18 protein-coding genes and 1 pseudogene are annotated in these 14,235 nt (G+C 31.3%); 12 read left to right on the forward strand and 7 right to left on the reverse strand.

Features of this window, described 5'->3' with window-relative positions; all coding sequences use genetic code 11:
- Positions 1–93 precede the first annotated feature (93 nt).
- The gene (locus ACA31_RS00330) at positions 94–771 is read right to left on the reverse strand and encodes an SDR family NAD(P)-dependent oxidoreductase (protein WP_057511407.1); all 678 of its coding nucleotides are present in this window, start codon (positions 769–771) and stop codon (positions 94–96) included.
- A gap of 151 nt (positions 772–922) precedes the next feature.
- On the opposite strand from ACA31_RS00330, the gene ACA31_RS13435 reads away from it, so the two are divergent.
- Entirely contained in the window at positions 923–1,099 is a 177-nt protein-coding gene (locus ACA31_RS13435) for a hypothetical protein (protein ID WP_253721339.1), read from the forward strand.
- Between the two features lie 11 nt (positions 1,100–1,110).
- Positions 1,111–1,476, forward strand: a complete 366-nt coding sequence (locus ACA31_RS00335; RefSeq protein ID WP_253721340.1) for a hypothetical protein — start codon at positions 1,111–1,113, stop codon at positions 1,474–1,476.
- Between the two features lie 14 nt (positions 1,477–1,490).
- Here the strand turns inward: ACA31_RS00335 and ACA31_RS12960 are convergent.
- A pseudogene (locus tag ACA31_RS12960) lies at positions 1,491–1,580 on the reverse strand (helix-turn-helix domain-containing protein); the annotation flags it as partial.
- 4 nt (positions 1,581–1,584) lie between these two features.
- A complete protein-coding gene (locus ACA31_RS00340; protein ID WP_057511408.1) occupies positions 1,585–2,286 on the reverse strand; it encodes an NAD(P)H-dependent oxidoreductase in 702 nt (233 codons plus the stop codon).
- Between the two features lie 271 nt (positions 2,287–2,557).
- Here ACA31_RS00340 and ACA31_RS00345 point away from each other — a divergent pair, with 271 nt between their 5' ends.
- Both ACA31_RS00345 and ACA31_RS00350 read left to right on the forward strand, forming a co-directional pair.
- Positions 2,558–2,806: a type II toxin-antitoxin system Phd/YefM family antitoxin gene (locus tag ACA31_RS00345; RefSeq protein WP_002508597.1), complete on the forward strand. Its 249-nt coding sequence runs from the start codon at positions 2,558–2,560 to the stop codon at positions 2,804–2,806.
- Positions 2,807–3,076: a Txe/YoeB family addiction module toxin gene (locus ACA31_RS00350; RefSeq protein WP_002508598.1), complete on the forward strand. Its 270-nt coding sequence runs from the start codon at positions 2,807–2,809 to the stop codon at positions 3,074–3,076.
- 52 nt (positions 3,077–3,128) lie between these two features.
- Here the strand turns inward: ACA31_RS00350 and ACA31_RS13175 are convergent, their stop codons facing one another.
- Positions 3,129–3,317, reverse strand: a complete 189-nt coding sequence (locus ACA31_RS13175; RefSeq protein ID WP_156393374.1) for a hypothetical protein — start codon at positions 3,315–3,317, stop codon at positions 3,129–3,131.
- A gap of 283 nt (positions 3,318–3,600) precedes the next feature.
- The gene (locus tag ACA31_RS00355) at positions 3,601–4,944 is read right to left on the reverse strand and encodes a gluconate:H+ symporter (RefSeq protein WP_057511409.1); all 1,344 of its coding nucleotides are present in this window, start codon (positions 4,942–4,944) and stop codon (positions 3,601–3,603) included.
- Positions 4,945–5,184: 240 nt separating this feature from the next.
- Here ACA31_RS00355 and ACA31_RS00360 point away from each other — a divergent pair, with 240 nt between their 5' ends.
- From ACA31_RS00360 to ACA31_RS00385, 6 genes are all read left to right on the forward strand, one after another.
- Positions 5,185–6,048 carry a transketolase gene (locus tag ACA31_RS00360; RefSeq protein WP_277582471.1) on the forward strand — a complete coding sequence of 288 codons (864 nt, stop codon included), beginning with the start codon at positions 5,185–5,187 and terminating at the stop codon, positions 6,046–6,048.
- Positions 6,045–6,992 carry a transketolase family protein gene (locus tag ACA31_RS00365; protein ID WP_057511411.1) on the forward strand — a complete coding sequence of 316 codons (948 nt, stop codon included), beginning with the start codon at positions 6,045–6,047 and terminating at the stop codon, positions 6,990–6,992. The genes ACA31_RS00360 and ACA31_RS00365 overlap by 4 nt, the downstream gene beginning before the upstream one ends.
- Positions 6,993–7,007: 15 nt before the next feature.
- A complete protein-coding gene (locus ACA31_RS00370) occupies positions 7,008–7,766 on the forward strand; it encodes an SDR family NAD(P)-dependent oxidoreductase (protein WP_057511412.1) in 759 nt (252 codons plus the stop codon).
- Between the two features lie 101 nt (positions 7,767–7,867).
- The gene (locus ACA31_RS00375; protein ID WP_057511413.1) at positions 7,868–8,569 is read left to right on the forward strand and encodes a FadR/GntR family transcriptional regulator; all 702 of its coding nucleotides are present in this window, start codon (positions 7,868–7,870) and stop codon (positions 8,567–8,569) included.
- A 33-nt stretch (positions 8,570–8,602) separates the two neighbouring features.
- The gene (gene rpiA / locus ACA31_RS00380; protein ID WP_082587021.1) at positions 8,603–9,283 is read left to right on the forward strand and encodes a ribose-5-phosphate isomerase RpiA; all 681 of its coding nucleotides are present in this window, start codon (positions 8,603–8,605) and stop codon (positions 9,281–9,283) included.
- 13 nt (positions 9,284–9,296) lie between these two features.
- Positions 9,297–9,716, forward strand: a complete 420-nt coding sequence (locus tag ACA31_RS00385; RefSeq protein WP_057511414.1) for an organic hydroperoxide resistance protein — start codon at positions 9,297–9,299, stop codon at positions 9,714–9,716.
- A 134-nt stretch (positions 9,717–9,850) separates the two neighbouring features.
- Here the strand turns inward: ACA31_RS00385 and ACA31_RS00390 are convergent, their stop codons facing one another.
- Positions 9,851–10,402, reverse strand: coding sequence for a recombinase family protein (locus tag ACA31_RS00390; protein ID WP_057511415.1), 552 nt, complete (start codon positions 10,400–10,402; stop codon positions 9,851–9,853).
- Positions 10,403–10,727: 325 nt separating this feature from the next.
- Here ACA31_RS00390 and ACA31_RS00395 point away from each other — a divergent pair, with 325 nt between their 5' ends.
- Together ACA31_RS00395 and ACA31_RS00400 are read left to right on the forward strand one after the other, a co-directional pair.
- Positions 10,728–11,558, forward strand: a complete 831-nt coding sequence (locus ACA31_RS00395) for an ATP-binding cassette domain-containing protein (protein WP_172793135.1) — start codon at positions 10,728–10,730, stop codon at positions 11,556–11,558.
- Positions 11,548–12,261 carry a hypothetical protein gene (locus ACA31_RS00400; RefSeq protein WP_057511417.1) on the forward strand — a complete coding sequence of 238 codons (714 nt, stop codon included), beginning with the start codon at positions 11,548–11,550 and terminating at the stop codon, positions 12,259–12,261. Before ACA31_RS00395 ends, ACA31_RS00400 begins: the two co-directional genes overlap by 11 nt.
- Positions 12,262–12,479: 218 nt before the next feature.
- Here ACA31_RS00400 and ACA31_RS00405 read toward each other — a convergent pair whose 3' ends face one another.
- Positions 12,480–13,940, reverse strand: a complete 1,461-nt coding sequence (locus tag ACA31_RS00405) for an MDR family MFS transporter (protein WP_057511418.1) — start codon at positions 13,938–13,940, stop codon at positions 12,480–12,482.
- Positions 13,941–14,235: the final 295 nt, after the last annotated feature.

Below are 14,235 nucleotides of genomic sequence, written 5' to 3' on the forward strand. Positions count from 1 at the left end.
GTTAGTCATATTATAACACCATAGTGTAGAGGAATGCAAAATCATTTGATTAATATACTAATAATACTTTATCAATTAAGTGCGTTACACTAATTAGAACATATCAGATTGTTTAAGGTCTTGTGGGAATGTTTCTTCAAACTTTCCTTTTTTGTTGTATAAATTATACCAGGCCTTCGCAATAGAATCTGGATCACCCATTGTTCCAGATTCTATTACTGTTCCTATTGAAAGGTGTCTGATAAATATACCTTTTTCTTCCATTTCATTGTAGAGATTTTCAGCATAATTACGCAATCCAGCTCCTATAATTCCAGCATTTCCAGCAAAAGGTAAAGGGAATATTGTAGATACACCTGTTGTAAATAGAATTGATCCACTGCCTTTATTTATCATATCTGGTAAAATTTCGTTAACTAACTGGATTGATGGGAATAGATAAGTTTTTAACATTTCTGATACACTCTCTGGCGTAGTTTCTAATATATTTGTAAATTTATCTTCTTTTGCGTAAGGGCTAAACTCTATGATATCAATCGAACCAAACTCAACTTTAATTGTTTGGATAGATTGTTTTAATAATTCCAAGTCTGTGATATCTGCTATAAAAGTCTTTGCCTCAATGTTTAAGTTACTCAGGTCTTCTTGAATAACTTTTAATTTCTCAGCATTTCGAGAAATAGCTGCTACTCTAAATCCTTCAGCACCAAATTTTTTAGCTAGAGATAGCCCTAAACCAGTACCTGCTCCTACAATAACAATCGTTTTCATTTTAAGTAGCTCCTTGTCTATGATATGTTAAAACAACAAAATGTTGCTTTAACTAAAATATACAGTTAATAAAATAATATAACAATCAACAAACCATGCTTAAATGTTGCTATAGCAACAAGAACCTTAAATTGTTGAGGAGATGATTCAAATGGCAGAAAAAGTAAAAAATTTGAGAACGACACATACAAAGAAATCACTAATTAACGCCTTTTTTAGTTTGGTTAATAAAAAAGATTTTGAGAAAATAACAATAGCAGATATCACAAAAGGAGCTCAAGTAAACAGAGCTCCTTTTGTGCGCACTTTAAAGATAAATATGAACTAATAGACTATATTATGGAAGATTTTGCTACAGTTTCTATTGAGAACTATATTTCAGATACTGTGACTTTTAATCAAGAAAATATAAGCCAACTCATTTTAGCAGTTCATGATTTTTATCAAGAACCTAATATTGAATGCCGAAGTAGCTATGCTGGGTTAGCACTACCTCAAATGAGAGAAAAAATATTAACCGAGTTGAATATTGTTTTAGCAAAAAGTTTGAAAGACGTTTACGCAGATAATGAAAAAGAAATGTTTGTCCCTATTTTTGCACAAATGATTCATGAAGGCGCATTACAGTTAGTTGATAGTAATAGTACTACAGAGAAGGAAGCATTAGCTAAGGAAATTGCATTATTTATAATTGTGAGGTTTTAATTATAGAAAATATATTATTTTAGTATTCTATAAACAGTGGATCGACTTACACCTGTTTGTTTAGCAATTTCTTCCAGAGTAAGTTTTTGTACGTCAATAATAAAACAGTTAATCTAATTGTCCATTTTCATTAAATTCATCTAATTTGTGATAGTTTATTCTTTTGATGTCATCGATATTTTTAAGTTTATTTTCGAGTTTTATTAAATAATTTTTTCTTTCTTCCTCGCTATGACTTACTGTATAAGCTATAAAAGGTTCTAGTGGTTTCATACCAGTAAAATATAACATTCCATGATTAATATGAAATAATATTTGCTTGTGAATATCTCCTGAAAACCCTTTAGGGGCGTAACTACCTTCTGGTGACCCCGTTGTAGTAGATAGCATTGCGATTTTATTAGTTAATCTTGCTTTATCATATCTATCGTAATTTCCACCATATACGCCACCAAATAGTAATATTTTGTCAAACCATCCTTTTAAAATTGCTGGAACGCTGAACCACCATAGTGGAAATTGAAAGATTATAAAGTCTGACCACAACAATTTTTCGAATTCACTTTTTATCGTTTGATTTAACTTTTCGTTTTCATAAGCATATTTTTGTTCTTTAGCGTATTTAAAAAAATCATTATCACTCAACTCTGTAAAGTCATTCTTATTTGCTACAGGGTTAAAATCCATAGCGTATAGATCTGATACTTTAACTTCGTGTCCCTGATTTTTTAATACATCTAATGCTTTATCCTTAAGAGCGCCATTAAAGGACTTGGGTTCTGGGTGTGCATACACTATTAAGACTTTCATATTCCCCCACCTTTGTTTTTATATTATATAACTTCTATGTTAAATAAGAAGAGTGATGATTACAAATGTTTCAAAATGGATTTCTCTTCTGAGATACCAAGAGCTTGTAAATTTAATATCATAGAATTATTGTTACGTAATTCAACTTATCGGAAGTGCATATTTTCGCTATTTGTTGTAGCGATGCTATAAGTTAAAAACTTGTTTTATCGTACAATTTCTTGTACAATTAAGATAATAAATATTTAACAACTGTAAGGAGGCATTTAATATGACTGTTAAATCTTATTCATATGTACGTGAAAACTTTAAAGATATGATTAATAAAGTTAATGATGATAGCGATACGATAACAATTACAACAAAAGATCGTAATGCAGTTATAATGTCAGAAGATAATTATAACGAAATAATGGAAACACTATACTTGCAACAAAACCCTGCCAATGCGAAACATTTATCAGAATCTATTGAAAACCTAGAACGTGGTAATGTAAAAACTAAGGATATCTTGATATAAGTGGCTAAATTGAACATTACCTTTTCGCCACAAGCATTTGATGATTATGAATATTTTCAGACAAAAGATAGAAAGATGGTTAAAAGGATTAATCAGTTATTAAAAAGTATCTCTAGAGAGGGCGCATTAGATGGTATAGGTAAACCAGAAAAGTTAGTTGGCAATTTTTCTGGGTATTACAGTAGACGAATTAACCAAGAACATAGATTAGTATATACAGTAAATGACAATGCAATATTAGTTGCATCTTGCAGATATCATTACAAATAAAAGCACTCTACTATATCAAATAGTAGGGTGCTTTATACTAAATACTACTTATTTAAAGTTCTATACTTTTCTTGTCAATAAATATACTTATTAATTGAACAATAATACCTAAAATAACTACAGTAAATGTACTATGGATTAACATGTTAGTTGATGCTCCTTGTGCAAGTAATAAACCACCCAATACAGCACCGATAGCACTGCTAAACAGTTTATAGAAGTGTTTAAAGATACCTTGCAAAAAGTATTAGAGGCTTTACTTGAAGATGATATTTAATATTAAGTAAATGGAAATAGGAAATGAACTTCAATGTGTATGACTAAAGTACGCTCTAAACATACAGAACATATTATTCTAATATTAATAGTGTATATAGAGTTATTAGATTCTATATTTAAAAAAAGCGAAGTATAATTATTAATTATACTTCGCTTTAAGTTAATTTTATAATAATGAATTTCACCAACATAAAAGATATAACAAATTAATTTAAAAAACAATATAAATAAACAAATTCTCGTTATTATATAAAAATGTCTAATATCAGTATAAATACTAATCCTGCTATCGAAACTATTGTTGATATAACAGTATATGTAGCAAAAGTCTCTTTTAGCGTCATTCCCATATATTCTTTAATCATCCAAAACATAGCATCATTGACGTGTGAAAGTATACAACTCCCTGCTCCAGTAGCTAGTGTAACTAAAGCTAAATTAACATCAGGAGTTTGACCCAATATGGGTATAACTAGTCCGGCTGTTGATAATGTAGCTACTGTTCCTGATCCTAATGATACACGTAATATTGCTGCTATAAACCAAGCCAATATAATAGGATTGATTGTAGAACCTTCGAAAATTTGTGCAATATAGTCTCCTACGCCGCCATCTAAAAGTACTTGCTTGATCGCGCCGCCACCCCCGATAACTAAAAACAAGAAACCTAATGTATTTATACCAGATACACATGAATCCATTAAACTAGATACGGGGATTTTTCTTTTAATCCCCATTGTATATATAGCTAAAATCAAAGAAATTAATATAGCTACAGAAGCATTGCTAATGAAACTTATAGATTCGAAAAAGAAATTATTACTCATCCCTAGTGAATCTTTTATGGCGATGATAATAGCTCCTAAAGCCATCAGTATAACAGGAAATATTGCTGTTAAAACACTAATTCCAAATCCAGGTGTATTTTGAGGAATTGTATCATCTTCTAATTGATATACACTCCTAGTTTTTGTGAAAATAGAAGGATTTATTTTATTAAGTAATTTCGGATAAAAAATACCACTTATAATAACTGTAGGAATTGCTATGACTATTCCAGTAATTAATACTGTACCTACATCTGCACCATATTCTAATGTAACGGCTGTTACCCCAGGATGTGGAGGTAAAAAAGAATGTGTTACAAGTAAAGTAGCGACCATTGGAAAGCCTAACTTTAATATAGATATATTTATTTCTTTTGCAATTGTAAAAATAATAGGCACTAATAATATAAAAGCTACCTCATAAAATAGTGTTATCCCTACAATAAAAGAAGCTACCACTACAGCCCATTGAATTCTTTTTTCTCCGAATTTACCAACTAATGTAACGGCAATACGATGAGATCCCCCAGCGTTAGAAATAAGCTTACCCAGCATAGCTCCTAAACCGAATATAAGACCGATATGCCCAAGTGTATCTCCTAGACCTTTTTCTATAGAAATTGCTATTTCATTTGGTGGTATTTGAAGTGACAAAGCTAATATAAAAGAAACAATAATTAAAGCTAAAAACGTATTTATTTTAAATTTCATGATTAATAATAACAGTACTAAAATTCCAAGCCCTGTAATAATTAAAGGCATAAATTCCCCTCCCCCTTATTTTTAAAAAGTCACGTTGAATTTGATAGCGCTTACAATTAAAGTGAAATTTTAAACCACTTCTTAAAAAATGGTTTACTTCTGTTCTTGTATACTAAGTATATAAGAAGTATAGACTCGACAAATATGTCTGTCAATAAGGAATTTTAAAAGTAAAGGTAGACAATGAAAACGGTTTATTGTAACCTTGTGTTGTAAGTAACTTAGTAGACAAGTTGAAAAATTGCACTAAAAGAGGTGGAGAGCATGGCAAATTTAAAAGTGAGCAAACTAGAAAAAACTGCAAATGAGTTAAGAAAAACTGTCTTGAAAATGGTATATAGTGCTCAATCAGGTCATCCTGGTGGATCATTATCAGCAGCTGACTTCGTGAGTGCTTTATACTTCGGAGAAATGAATATTGATCCTCAAAATCCTGAATGGGAAGATAGAGATCGTTTTGTTTTATCAAAAGGACATGTTGCACCAATTCAATATTCTGCTTTAGCAACATTGGGTTTTGTACCATATGAAACTGTTTATACTTTACGTGAATACAAATCACCATTTCAAGGGCACCCAGATTCAAAAAAATGTCCAGGCGTTGATATTTCAACTGGCTCTTTAGGACAAGGATTATCATGCGCGGTAGGTATGGCTTTAGCTGGTAAAATGGACAAGAAAAAATATAAAGTTTTTGCTGTTCTTGGTGATGGTGAATGTCAAGAAGGGCAAATCTGGGAAGCTACTCAATCTGCAGTTAAATATCAATTGGATAATTTAATTGTCTTTGTTGATGACAATGGATTACAAATTGATGGTACTACTGAAGAAATCATGCCAAACGGTGACTTAGAAGAAAAATTTAAAGCTTGGGGATTTTATACAAAACGTATAAATGGCAACGACATGACAGAAGTCGTTGATACTTTAAATGAGATTAGAGATTTAAATGATAATAAACCTAAGTGTATTGTTTGTAATACCACAAAAGGTCAAGGTGTGTCATTTATGGAAAATAGCGTTAGTTGGCATGGAAAAGCGCCAAATGAAGAAGAATACAATTTGGCAATGAAAGAATTACAAGAGGCAGGTGCTAAAATATGAGCTTAATCAAAAATAAAGAAGGAAAAGCTACTAGACAGGCATTTGGCGATGAAATATTGGAGCTAGGTAAAGAAAACGGAAATATTGTTGTTGTAGATGCTGATATTGGAGGATCTTGTAAAACAGGGGAATTTATGAAGGAGTTACCCCAACAACATATAAATGTGGGTATTGCTGAACAAAATGCTGCTGGCATGGCTGCAGGTCTTTCAACAACAGGAAAAATACCCTTTGTAAGTACTTATGCAGTGTTTGGATCATTAAGAATGGCAGAACAAGTAAGACAAGAAGTATGTTATCCCAACCTTAATGTAAAAATAGCTTGTTCACATGGCGGGTTAACACCAGCTACAGATGGAGGAAGTCATCAAGCTATAGAAGATATGGGAGTTTTGCGTACATTTCCCAATATGAAAGTTATCATGGGCGCTGATTATTATTCCACAAGAAAATTAATCAAAGCTGCTTCTGAAATATATGGCCCTGTTTATTTAAGATTTACTCGTGGCCCAATCCCAATTATTTATGATGAAGACGAAACGTTTGAAATAGGAAAAGCAAAACATCTTAAAGATGGAGAAGATATCGCAATTATTGCTAATGGAGATACATTGAGTTTGGCAATAGAAGCATCTGAAAAATTAGAAGAAGAAGGTATATCGGTTAAATTACTAGATATGCATACTATAAAACCTATTGATAAAACAGCTATATTAGAGTGTATAGATATTGGAAATATTGTAACAGTAGAAGATCATAATATTATTAATGGATTAGGTAGTGCTGTTAGTGATGTTGTGGCAGAAGAAGGTGCTGGTAAAGTAAGGAAAATTGGTGTTCAAGATCAATTTGGGCAATCCGCACCTTATGAAAAATTACTAGAAATAAATGGAATAACAGTAGAAAACATTATAAATACTGCTAAGTCATTGGTCCAGAAATAGAGAGGATGAATATAAATGTTTAGATTAGACAATCAAGTAGCAATTATCACAGGAAGTGGGTCACCAAAAGGGATTGGAAGAGAAATCGCTCTAACTTTTGCAGAACAAGGAGCAAATTTAGTTATAGCAGATTTAAATAAAGAAGGTGTAGACGCTGTAGTAAAAGAAATTGATGATTTGGGTGGTACAGCAATTGGCGTGGAGCTGGATGTAACTAATAAAGTTTCTGTAGATAACATGATTGAAAAAGTAATTGATCATTACGGAACAATTGATATTTTAATCAATAATGCAGGTATCTCTCAAAAAGTGACCGTAGAAGATATGACTTTAACTGACATGCAAAGAATATTCACTGTAAACATGTTTGGTTTATTCTTAACAACACAAGCTGCTTTGAAACCAATGAAAAAGCAAAATTACGGTCGCATTGTTAGTCTTTCCTCTGTTTCTGGAAAACGCGGTGGTGGCGTATTTGGCGGTGCTCATTATTCAGCTTCTAAAGCTGCAGTACTCGGGTTCTCTAAAAATTTAGCACGTGAAGTTGCTAGTAATGGGATTACTGTAAATTGTGTTGCTCCTGGATTGGTTAATACTGATATATGGAAATCGTTGCCTGAAGATGAAGCACAAAAAGTAATTGACACAATTCCGAGTGGTCGCCCAGCTGAAACGAAAGAAATTGCCACAACGATAGCATTTTTATCATCATCTGAAGCATCTTATATTACAGGTGAAGATATCGATATTAATGGAGGTTCACACATGGACTAACATTATTACTTTCTATGTTACTTAAAGACATACATGTTATGTTATTAACTAACATACATGGTAATATAAGATTACAATAAACATAGAAAGAAGTGTTATTTATGCCTTTCAATCGTGTCTCTAGTAACAAATTATATATTCAAATTTACGAGCAAATTCTTCATGAAATAGAAATAGGTACATTCCAAGTTGGTGATAAACTACCTTCAGAAAAACTTTTATGCGATCAATTTGGCGTAAGTAGAGCCCCTGTTAGACAAGCAATAAGCGCATTAGAATTAAATGGTTTTGTATTATCAAAACAAGGCGAAGGCGCTTATGTTAAAAATACTATAAATACGACTAAAGACAATGATTCATCTAATGTTTTAAATAGTGTTTCACCAGAAGAAATAATTGAATCAAGAATGGAAATTGAACCTATCATCGCTAAATATGCTGCACAAAGAGCAACAAATGAAGTTATAGAAAAATTAAATAATATAATCTCGAAAATGGAAAAGGAAACAAACGATGGTATCTATAACCCTATAACAGACGATGAATTTCACCAAACAATCGCTAAAGCTACTAAAAATGATTTGCTAATTAAGTTTATTCAAGACATTAGTGACTCTATGGGACATCAAAAAATGTGGAAATTTTTAAGAGATAGAACTGTTACACGTTCAGATTATAGACAAGTAAACTTTGAGGAACACAAGAAAATTATTCAAGCTATTGAATTACATGATGACGTGAAAGCATCTGAACTGATGACATTGCATATGAATAATTTGTTTGAAAGATATTGGAAGAAATAAATTATTCTTGTTCTATAAACGGGAGATGAGTAATTGAACAATGATGAATTAAAAAAATTAGTTGCAAAAGAAGCTGTCACACAGATTAATGACGGAATGACAATAGGCTTAGGCACTGGTTCAACGATGCAGTACGTTTTAGAGTATTTAGGCAATCAAGTTAAAAAAGGTCTAAACATTTCTGGCATACCAACATCGGAAAACACAGCTAAATTAGCAAAACAATTGGACATTCCCCTCACATCCTTTAAAGAAGTTAGAAAATTAGATTTAGCTATTGATGGAGCTGATGAAGTAGATGCTAACTTTAATTTAATTAAAGGGGGTGGTGGCGCACTACTACGTGAAAAAATAATCGCTGATTCTGCTAAATCATTTGTTGTTGTAATAGATAAAACTAAACTTGTAGAACAATTAGGAGCATTTCTATTACCGGTAGAAATTATACCATTTGGTTGGGAAGTTACAGCTCAAAAGATTGAGTCTTTAGGTGGTGTGTCTACACTACGAGAATTGCATAACCAACCATATACTACAGATAACGAAAACTATATTCTTGATTGTGACTTTGGTTTTATAGATGATCCAAAATCCCTGGAAAAGGCCTTGAATTCTATCGTAGGTATTGTAGACTCAGGATTATTTATTAACATGACGGATAAAGTTTTAATCGGAGATGAACACAGTGTAAAGACTCTTGATAATACAATATAAAGGAGAATGAACTATGACAGTCCAATATGAAACAAGTGCTACCAATAAAGGTGGAAGAAACGGTCATGTGAAAACAGATGATAATGTGATAAATGTAGCAATAGTACCACCAGACAAAACAAGCTCTGATAATGGTACTAACCCTGAACAATTATTTGCAGCAGGTTATGCTTCTTGTTTTAATGGCGCATTCGACTTAATTTTAAAACAAAATAAAGTTAAAAATGCTAATCCTGAAGTAACATTAACTGTAAGATTAGTCGATGATCCAGATGCTGAAAGTCCAAAACTAGAAGTAGATATCAATGCCAAAGTAAGTAATATATCTCAAGAAGAAGCAGAAAAATATTTAAAAGACGCACATGATTTTTGTCCTTATTCAAAAGCTACGCGAAATAACATAGATGTAAATTTAAAAGTTGTAACTGAATAATAAAACCATTAATTGCTACTTTAAAAATAAGTAAATTAATTTTTACTTTCTTATAACCAATCTACTTGCCTCAATCTACTGCCATTGATTGAGGCACTTTTTCATTATTTAAAATTCATTTTATCTGTCTGTTTTTAGTCTTTTTTCTTAATACGATAAACTGTAGAACGACTTACTCCTGTTTGTTTCGCAATTTCTTCACCAGTAAGTTTTTGTTCATCGTATAAGAATTTAATCTCTCTTTTCTTATGGTCAGGTAATGAAGGACGACCACCTTTTCGGCCTCTTGCTCGTGCTGCTTCTAACCCTTTTTTCGTTCGTTCACTTAATAAGTTAGCTTCAAGTTCAGAGAATGCACTCATCATTGTAAAGAACATTTTGCCCATCGCATCTTTGGTTGATACATTCATATCAATAATATGTAAATCAATGCCGTTTTCATCCAACCATTGCGATAGTTCAATTAACTGTTTTGTTGTACGTCCAAGACGATCTAGTTTATAGATAACTAGGATATCTCCTTCACGTAAATAATCTAAACACTTATCAAGTTCCGTTCTTTTGGTTTTACGACCACTCGCTTTCTCGCTAAAGATACGTTCACAACCATATTCCTCAAGTGTATCAATCTGTCCATCAAGACTTTGATCTTGTGTTGATACACGGGCATAACCAATTTTAGCCATTTGAATACCACCTCTTTTAATCGTTTTATGGGTACTTATTAATGAAATCTAATTCTCGATGCAAATAAACACGTCTGTCATCGTCTAAAAACTCATGTTTTTTGATATTTGTGATACATTGATTATAACACAGGTTTAGAAACTAAAATATGTAAGAAAAACCTCTCAATTTTATATTAAGAGGTTTTGTGTCAAAAACGAACGTTTTAAAAATTACGGCTAATAAAATTTATTACGTTTAAATAATATAGTAGGAAGTATATACTATCAATATATTATGATAAATATAGGGCATGTTAAAAAGGAAAGAAACGAGGGTTTTAATTTGGATGATATAGCTATTAAAGCAAATGAATTATCAAAAAAGTTTAGTGGAAATTATATTTTAAAAAATATTTCTTTTGAAATACCAGAAAAATCAACCACTTTTATACAGGGGGCAAATGGTTCTGGTAAAAGTGTTACTTTGAAATTAATCGCTGGTTTTCTACATCCCACAGAAGGCGATATTCAAAGAAAATACAAAAAAGTATCTTATACGCCTGACAATTTCCCATCAAATTTAAACTTTACAATTTTAGAATATCTTGATTACATATCAAAAGTATATAACCAAAAAAGAGAAACTACTCTGTATTATTTGGAACTGTTTAAACTTAATTCTCAAAAAAAGGGGAAGTTAAAATATTGTTCTAAAGGTACTTTGCAGAAAATAAACATAATACAGTCATTATTATCTGACTCAGATGTATATTTATTTGATGAACCCTTATCTGGGTTAGACTCAGCTACTCAAGATATAGTGAAAACTATTTTAAATGATTTAAAAGGTACAGCAACGGTTGTTTTCACTTCTCATGAAAATGAGTTTGCAACTAGCATTTGCACCCACGTTTTAGATATGAAAACAGGCTTTGTACAAAATGTAAATGATGTATCATCTAAACAAGTTAGTCATTTAAAACGAATTATAACTAAATTTAGTAACGATGCTTTAGAACTACTAAGGACATATACTACGTTAACTGATTTGAAATATGACTCAGATATTATATTCATTACTTTACCGTCCGATAAAAGTGACCAAGTTATTAAGTCATTAATAGAGCGTAATAATCACATCATAGAAGTAAAGGAATTGTTTAATGATGAATAATTTTCTCAAATATCAATTTAGAAATTTTGGAAGGAGTTATAAATTCATTCCTCCTTACGTTATCTATATTACATGGATTATGCTTTTATATGTATATAAGGACATCCCTATTTTATCTAGCTATGGAATAAGTTTTATAGTTCTTACTTTCATTTCTACTTGGCTTACTGTAATGATTTTACAGAGTGATACTTTAAGCGAAAAAGAATTACATTATATTCAACTACAGTCATTATACAAATATTTAATAGGCAAATTTGTATTTTCATTATTACTATTACTTCCTTTGATTTTGTTTGCTATTGGATACCCAGTAATAATGAATGTATATGATAAAAACATTCAATTTTTCCATTTGTTTTTAGGAGTCTATTCTCACATCTCTGGTTGTATATTGGGAATAAGTATTGCATTTATACTTGCCAATACTTCATTATCAAATAAAAAATACGCTTGGTTAATGGGTGTATTTATTTTACTCATTTCTTTATTAAAAGAAGTATTCATAACATATATTCCTTTTTTAAAATCCATATCTTGGATACTACCTCCTTTTTCTGAGATAAACGAGATATTAACATATGGAGATAATGTGAAAATGAATACTACTTTGCTTTTCAATATGGGATACACTTATTTTTATTTAATTGTTTTAGTTTTAATTTTTTTCATAATAATTAAAAAAAGCGATTTGAAAGAATAAAACTAAAATAACTATACTAGAGCCATATTTTTAACCACTTTTAATTTACATAATCTATAGTTAACACAAAACATAATAAAAGAGACTCTTGTTAAAAGGAGTCTCTTTATTGTTTCAAAATTAACACAGGTCTTAATAACGATCATTTTTTCTTGTTGGATTGCTATGTCTTATTGTTTAGTCATACCTTTTAAAATGTATAATTATTTGTTAAATAATTAATCTATTTTTTTCGGCGTCGCTCGGTAGACAATAAACGATAAGATAACGGCAATAATGGATATAGCAAAGCTAATAAAATAAACGAGTTCAACTCCTGCGACCATTGCCTGATTTATTGTGTCAGGATCTTGTGGTTTCCCTGAATTTTGTAAAAATTGAAGCTGTCTTGCATTCATAATACTAACAAATACTGCAACACCAATTGCTCCAGCAACTGGTTGTAAAGTTGTCATCACTGCAGTCCCGTGTGGATATAAGTGTTTTGGAAGTTGATTTAACCCATTGGTTTCAGCAGGCATCATAATTGCTGAAACAGATAACATCAACAAGATATAACTAACAATAACAACCCACAAAGGCGTGTCCACATTTAATCTACTCATCACATACATTGCCCCACTTAGCACAATTGATGCAGGAATCATCAAAACACGCGGGCCAAATTTATCAAATAGATATCCCATCAACGGCGACATTGCCCCATTAAGTAAACTACCCGGCAGTAAAATTAACCCCGCAGTAGCTGCAGTTAAAGCCAATGGCCCTTGCATATAGATAGGTAAAATTATTTCTGAAGCAAACATCGTCATGATGATTATTAAAAACATTAAAATAGCGTGTGTATACATAGGATATTTAAATACTCTTAAATCTATTAGGGGCTCTTTTAAATTGAACTGTCTTATTGAAAATAAGACAATTCCAATGATTCCAACAGTTATTGGAATTAATACATTTAGACTTAAAAAGCCTGATTTACTTTCTCCAGCACTACTAAAGCCATATATAACAGCCCCAAAACCTATAGTTGAAAAAACTAATGATAAATAATCGATTTTAGGTTTAGTAACTTCTGAAACATTAATTAAAAATTTAGACGCAAATGCAATTGAGAATATTGAAAATGGGATTACCATAATAAATAAAGAACGCCAACCTAGATATTCAACAATAACTCCAGATAGCGTTGGCCCAATCGTTGGCGCAAACATGATAACAAACCCAACGATTCCCATGATTTTTCCACGTTTAAAGGGGGGATAAATCAGCAAAAATACATTAAATATAATAGGCAAAAGCATCCCAGTCCCGATTGCTTGAATGAACCGTCCAATAAGGAGTATAGAAAAGGCTGGCGCCGCCGCACAAATTATTGTTCCAAGAGTGAAAATGGTCATAGTACTTAAAAATAACTGTCTTGTCGTAAACCACTGCAACAGCAACGCAGAAATCGGTGCTACGATTCCCATAATCAACATAAACCCTGTCGTCATCCATTGTACAGTTGGTAAGGTGATATCAAATTCTTTCATCAAAGATGTAAGGGCAATATTTAATAATGTTTCATTTAATATAGCAAAAAAAGCTCCAATAATTAGTGAAAATATAATCGGTAATGTTTTAAAATTTGGATCATCTGCTAGATATTCATATTTTTGATGCTTGTTATTGTTCATGTTAAGGCCCTCTCTGTCATAAATATTTAAATTAACTAAAAATTTTAATCATCTGCTTAATACTTATGAAATGTATTTACGGTACATATTAAGAATGATGAAATTTATATAAGTGCCTTCAATTAAAATGACCATTTATTTATTCTCCTGATTTAAGGAATTACAAATTTCGAAAACGATTCTTTCCATTTGTTGCATTTGTTCCATGTCGAGGTATTCGTACATTATAGAAAACCAAAGACCATCACTAATTAAACGCAGTTTTAAAATTTCATCAGGATTGCCTTCGTCTAGT

Source organism: Staphylococcus sp. NAM3COL9 (assembly GCF_001431205.1).
In the GTDB taxonomy this organism is placed as follows: Bacteria; Bacillota; Bacilli; order Staphylococcales; family Staphylococcaceae; genus Staphylococcus.

Bases quoted from the DNA above. Each gene is read 5' to 3' on its own strand.
- ACA31_RS00330 (WP_057511407.1), bottom strand. From the start codon at position 771: ATGAAAACGATTGTTATTGTAGGAGCAGGTACTGGTTTAGGGCTATCT.
- ACA31_RS13435 (WP_253721339.1), top strand. From the start codon at position 923: ATGGCAGAAAAAGTAAAAAATTTGAGAACGACACATACAAAGAAATCA.
- ACA31_RS00335 (WP_253721340.1), top strand. From the start codon at position 1,111: ATGGAAGATTTTGCTACAGTTTCTATTGAGAACTATATTTCAGATACT.
- ACA31_RS00340 (WP_057511408.1), bottom strand. From the start codon at position 2,286: ATGAAAGTCTTAATAGTGTATGCACACCCAGAACCCAAGTCCTTTAAT.
- ACA31_RS00345 (WP_002508597.1), top strand. From the start codon at position 2,558: ATGACTGTTAAATCTTATTCATATGTACGTGAAAACTTTAAAGATATG.
- ACA31_RS00355 (WP_057511409.1), bottom strand. From the start codon at position 4,944: ATGCCTTTAATTATTACAGGGCTTGGAATTTTAGTACTGTTATTATTA.
- ACA31_RS00365 (WP_057511411.1), top strand. From the start codon at position 6,045: ATGAGCTTAATCAAAAATAAAGAAGGAAAAGCTACTAGACAGGCATTT.
- ACA31_RS00370 (WP_057511412.1), top strand. From the start codon at position 7,008: ATGTTTAGATTAGACAATCAAGTAGCAATTATCACAGGAAGTGGGTCA.
- ACA31_RS00375 (WP_057511413.1), top strand. From the start codon at position 7,868: ATGCCTTTCAATCGTGTCTCTAGTAACAAATTATATATTCAAATTTAC.
- ACA31_RS00385 (WP_057511414.1), top strand. From the start codon at position 9,297: ATGACAGTCCAATATGAAACAAGTGCTACCAATAAAGGTGGAAGAAAC.
- ACA31_RS00390 (WP_057511415.1), bottom strand. From the start codon at position 10,402: ATGGCTAAAATTGGTTATGCCCGTGTATCAACACAAGATCAAAGTCTT.
- ACA31_RS00400 (WP_057511417.1), top strand. From the start codon at position 11,548: ATGATGAATAATTTTCTCAAATATCAATTTAGAAATTTTGGAAGGAGT.
- ACA31_RS00405 (WP_057511418.1), bottom strand. From the start codon at position 13,940: ATGAACAATAACAAGCATCAAAAATATGAATATCTAGCAGATGATCCA.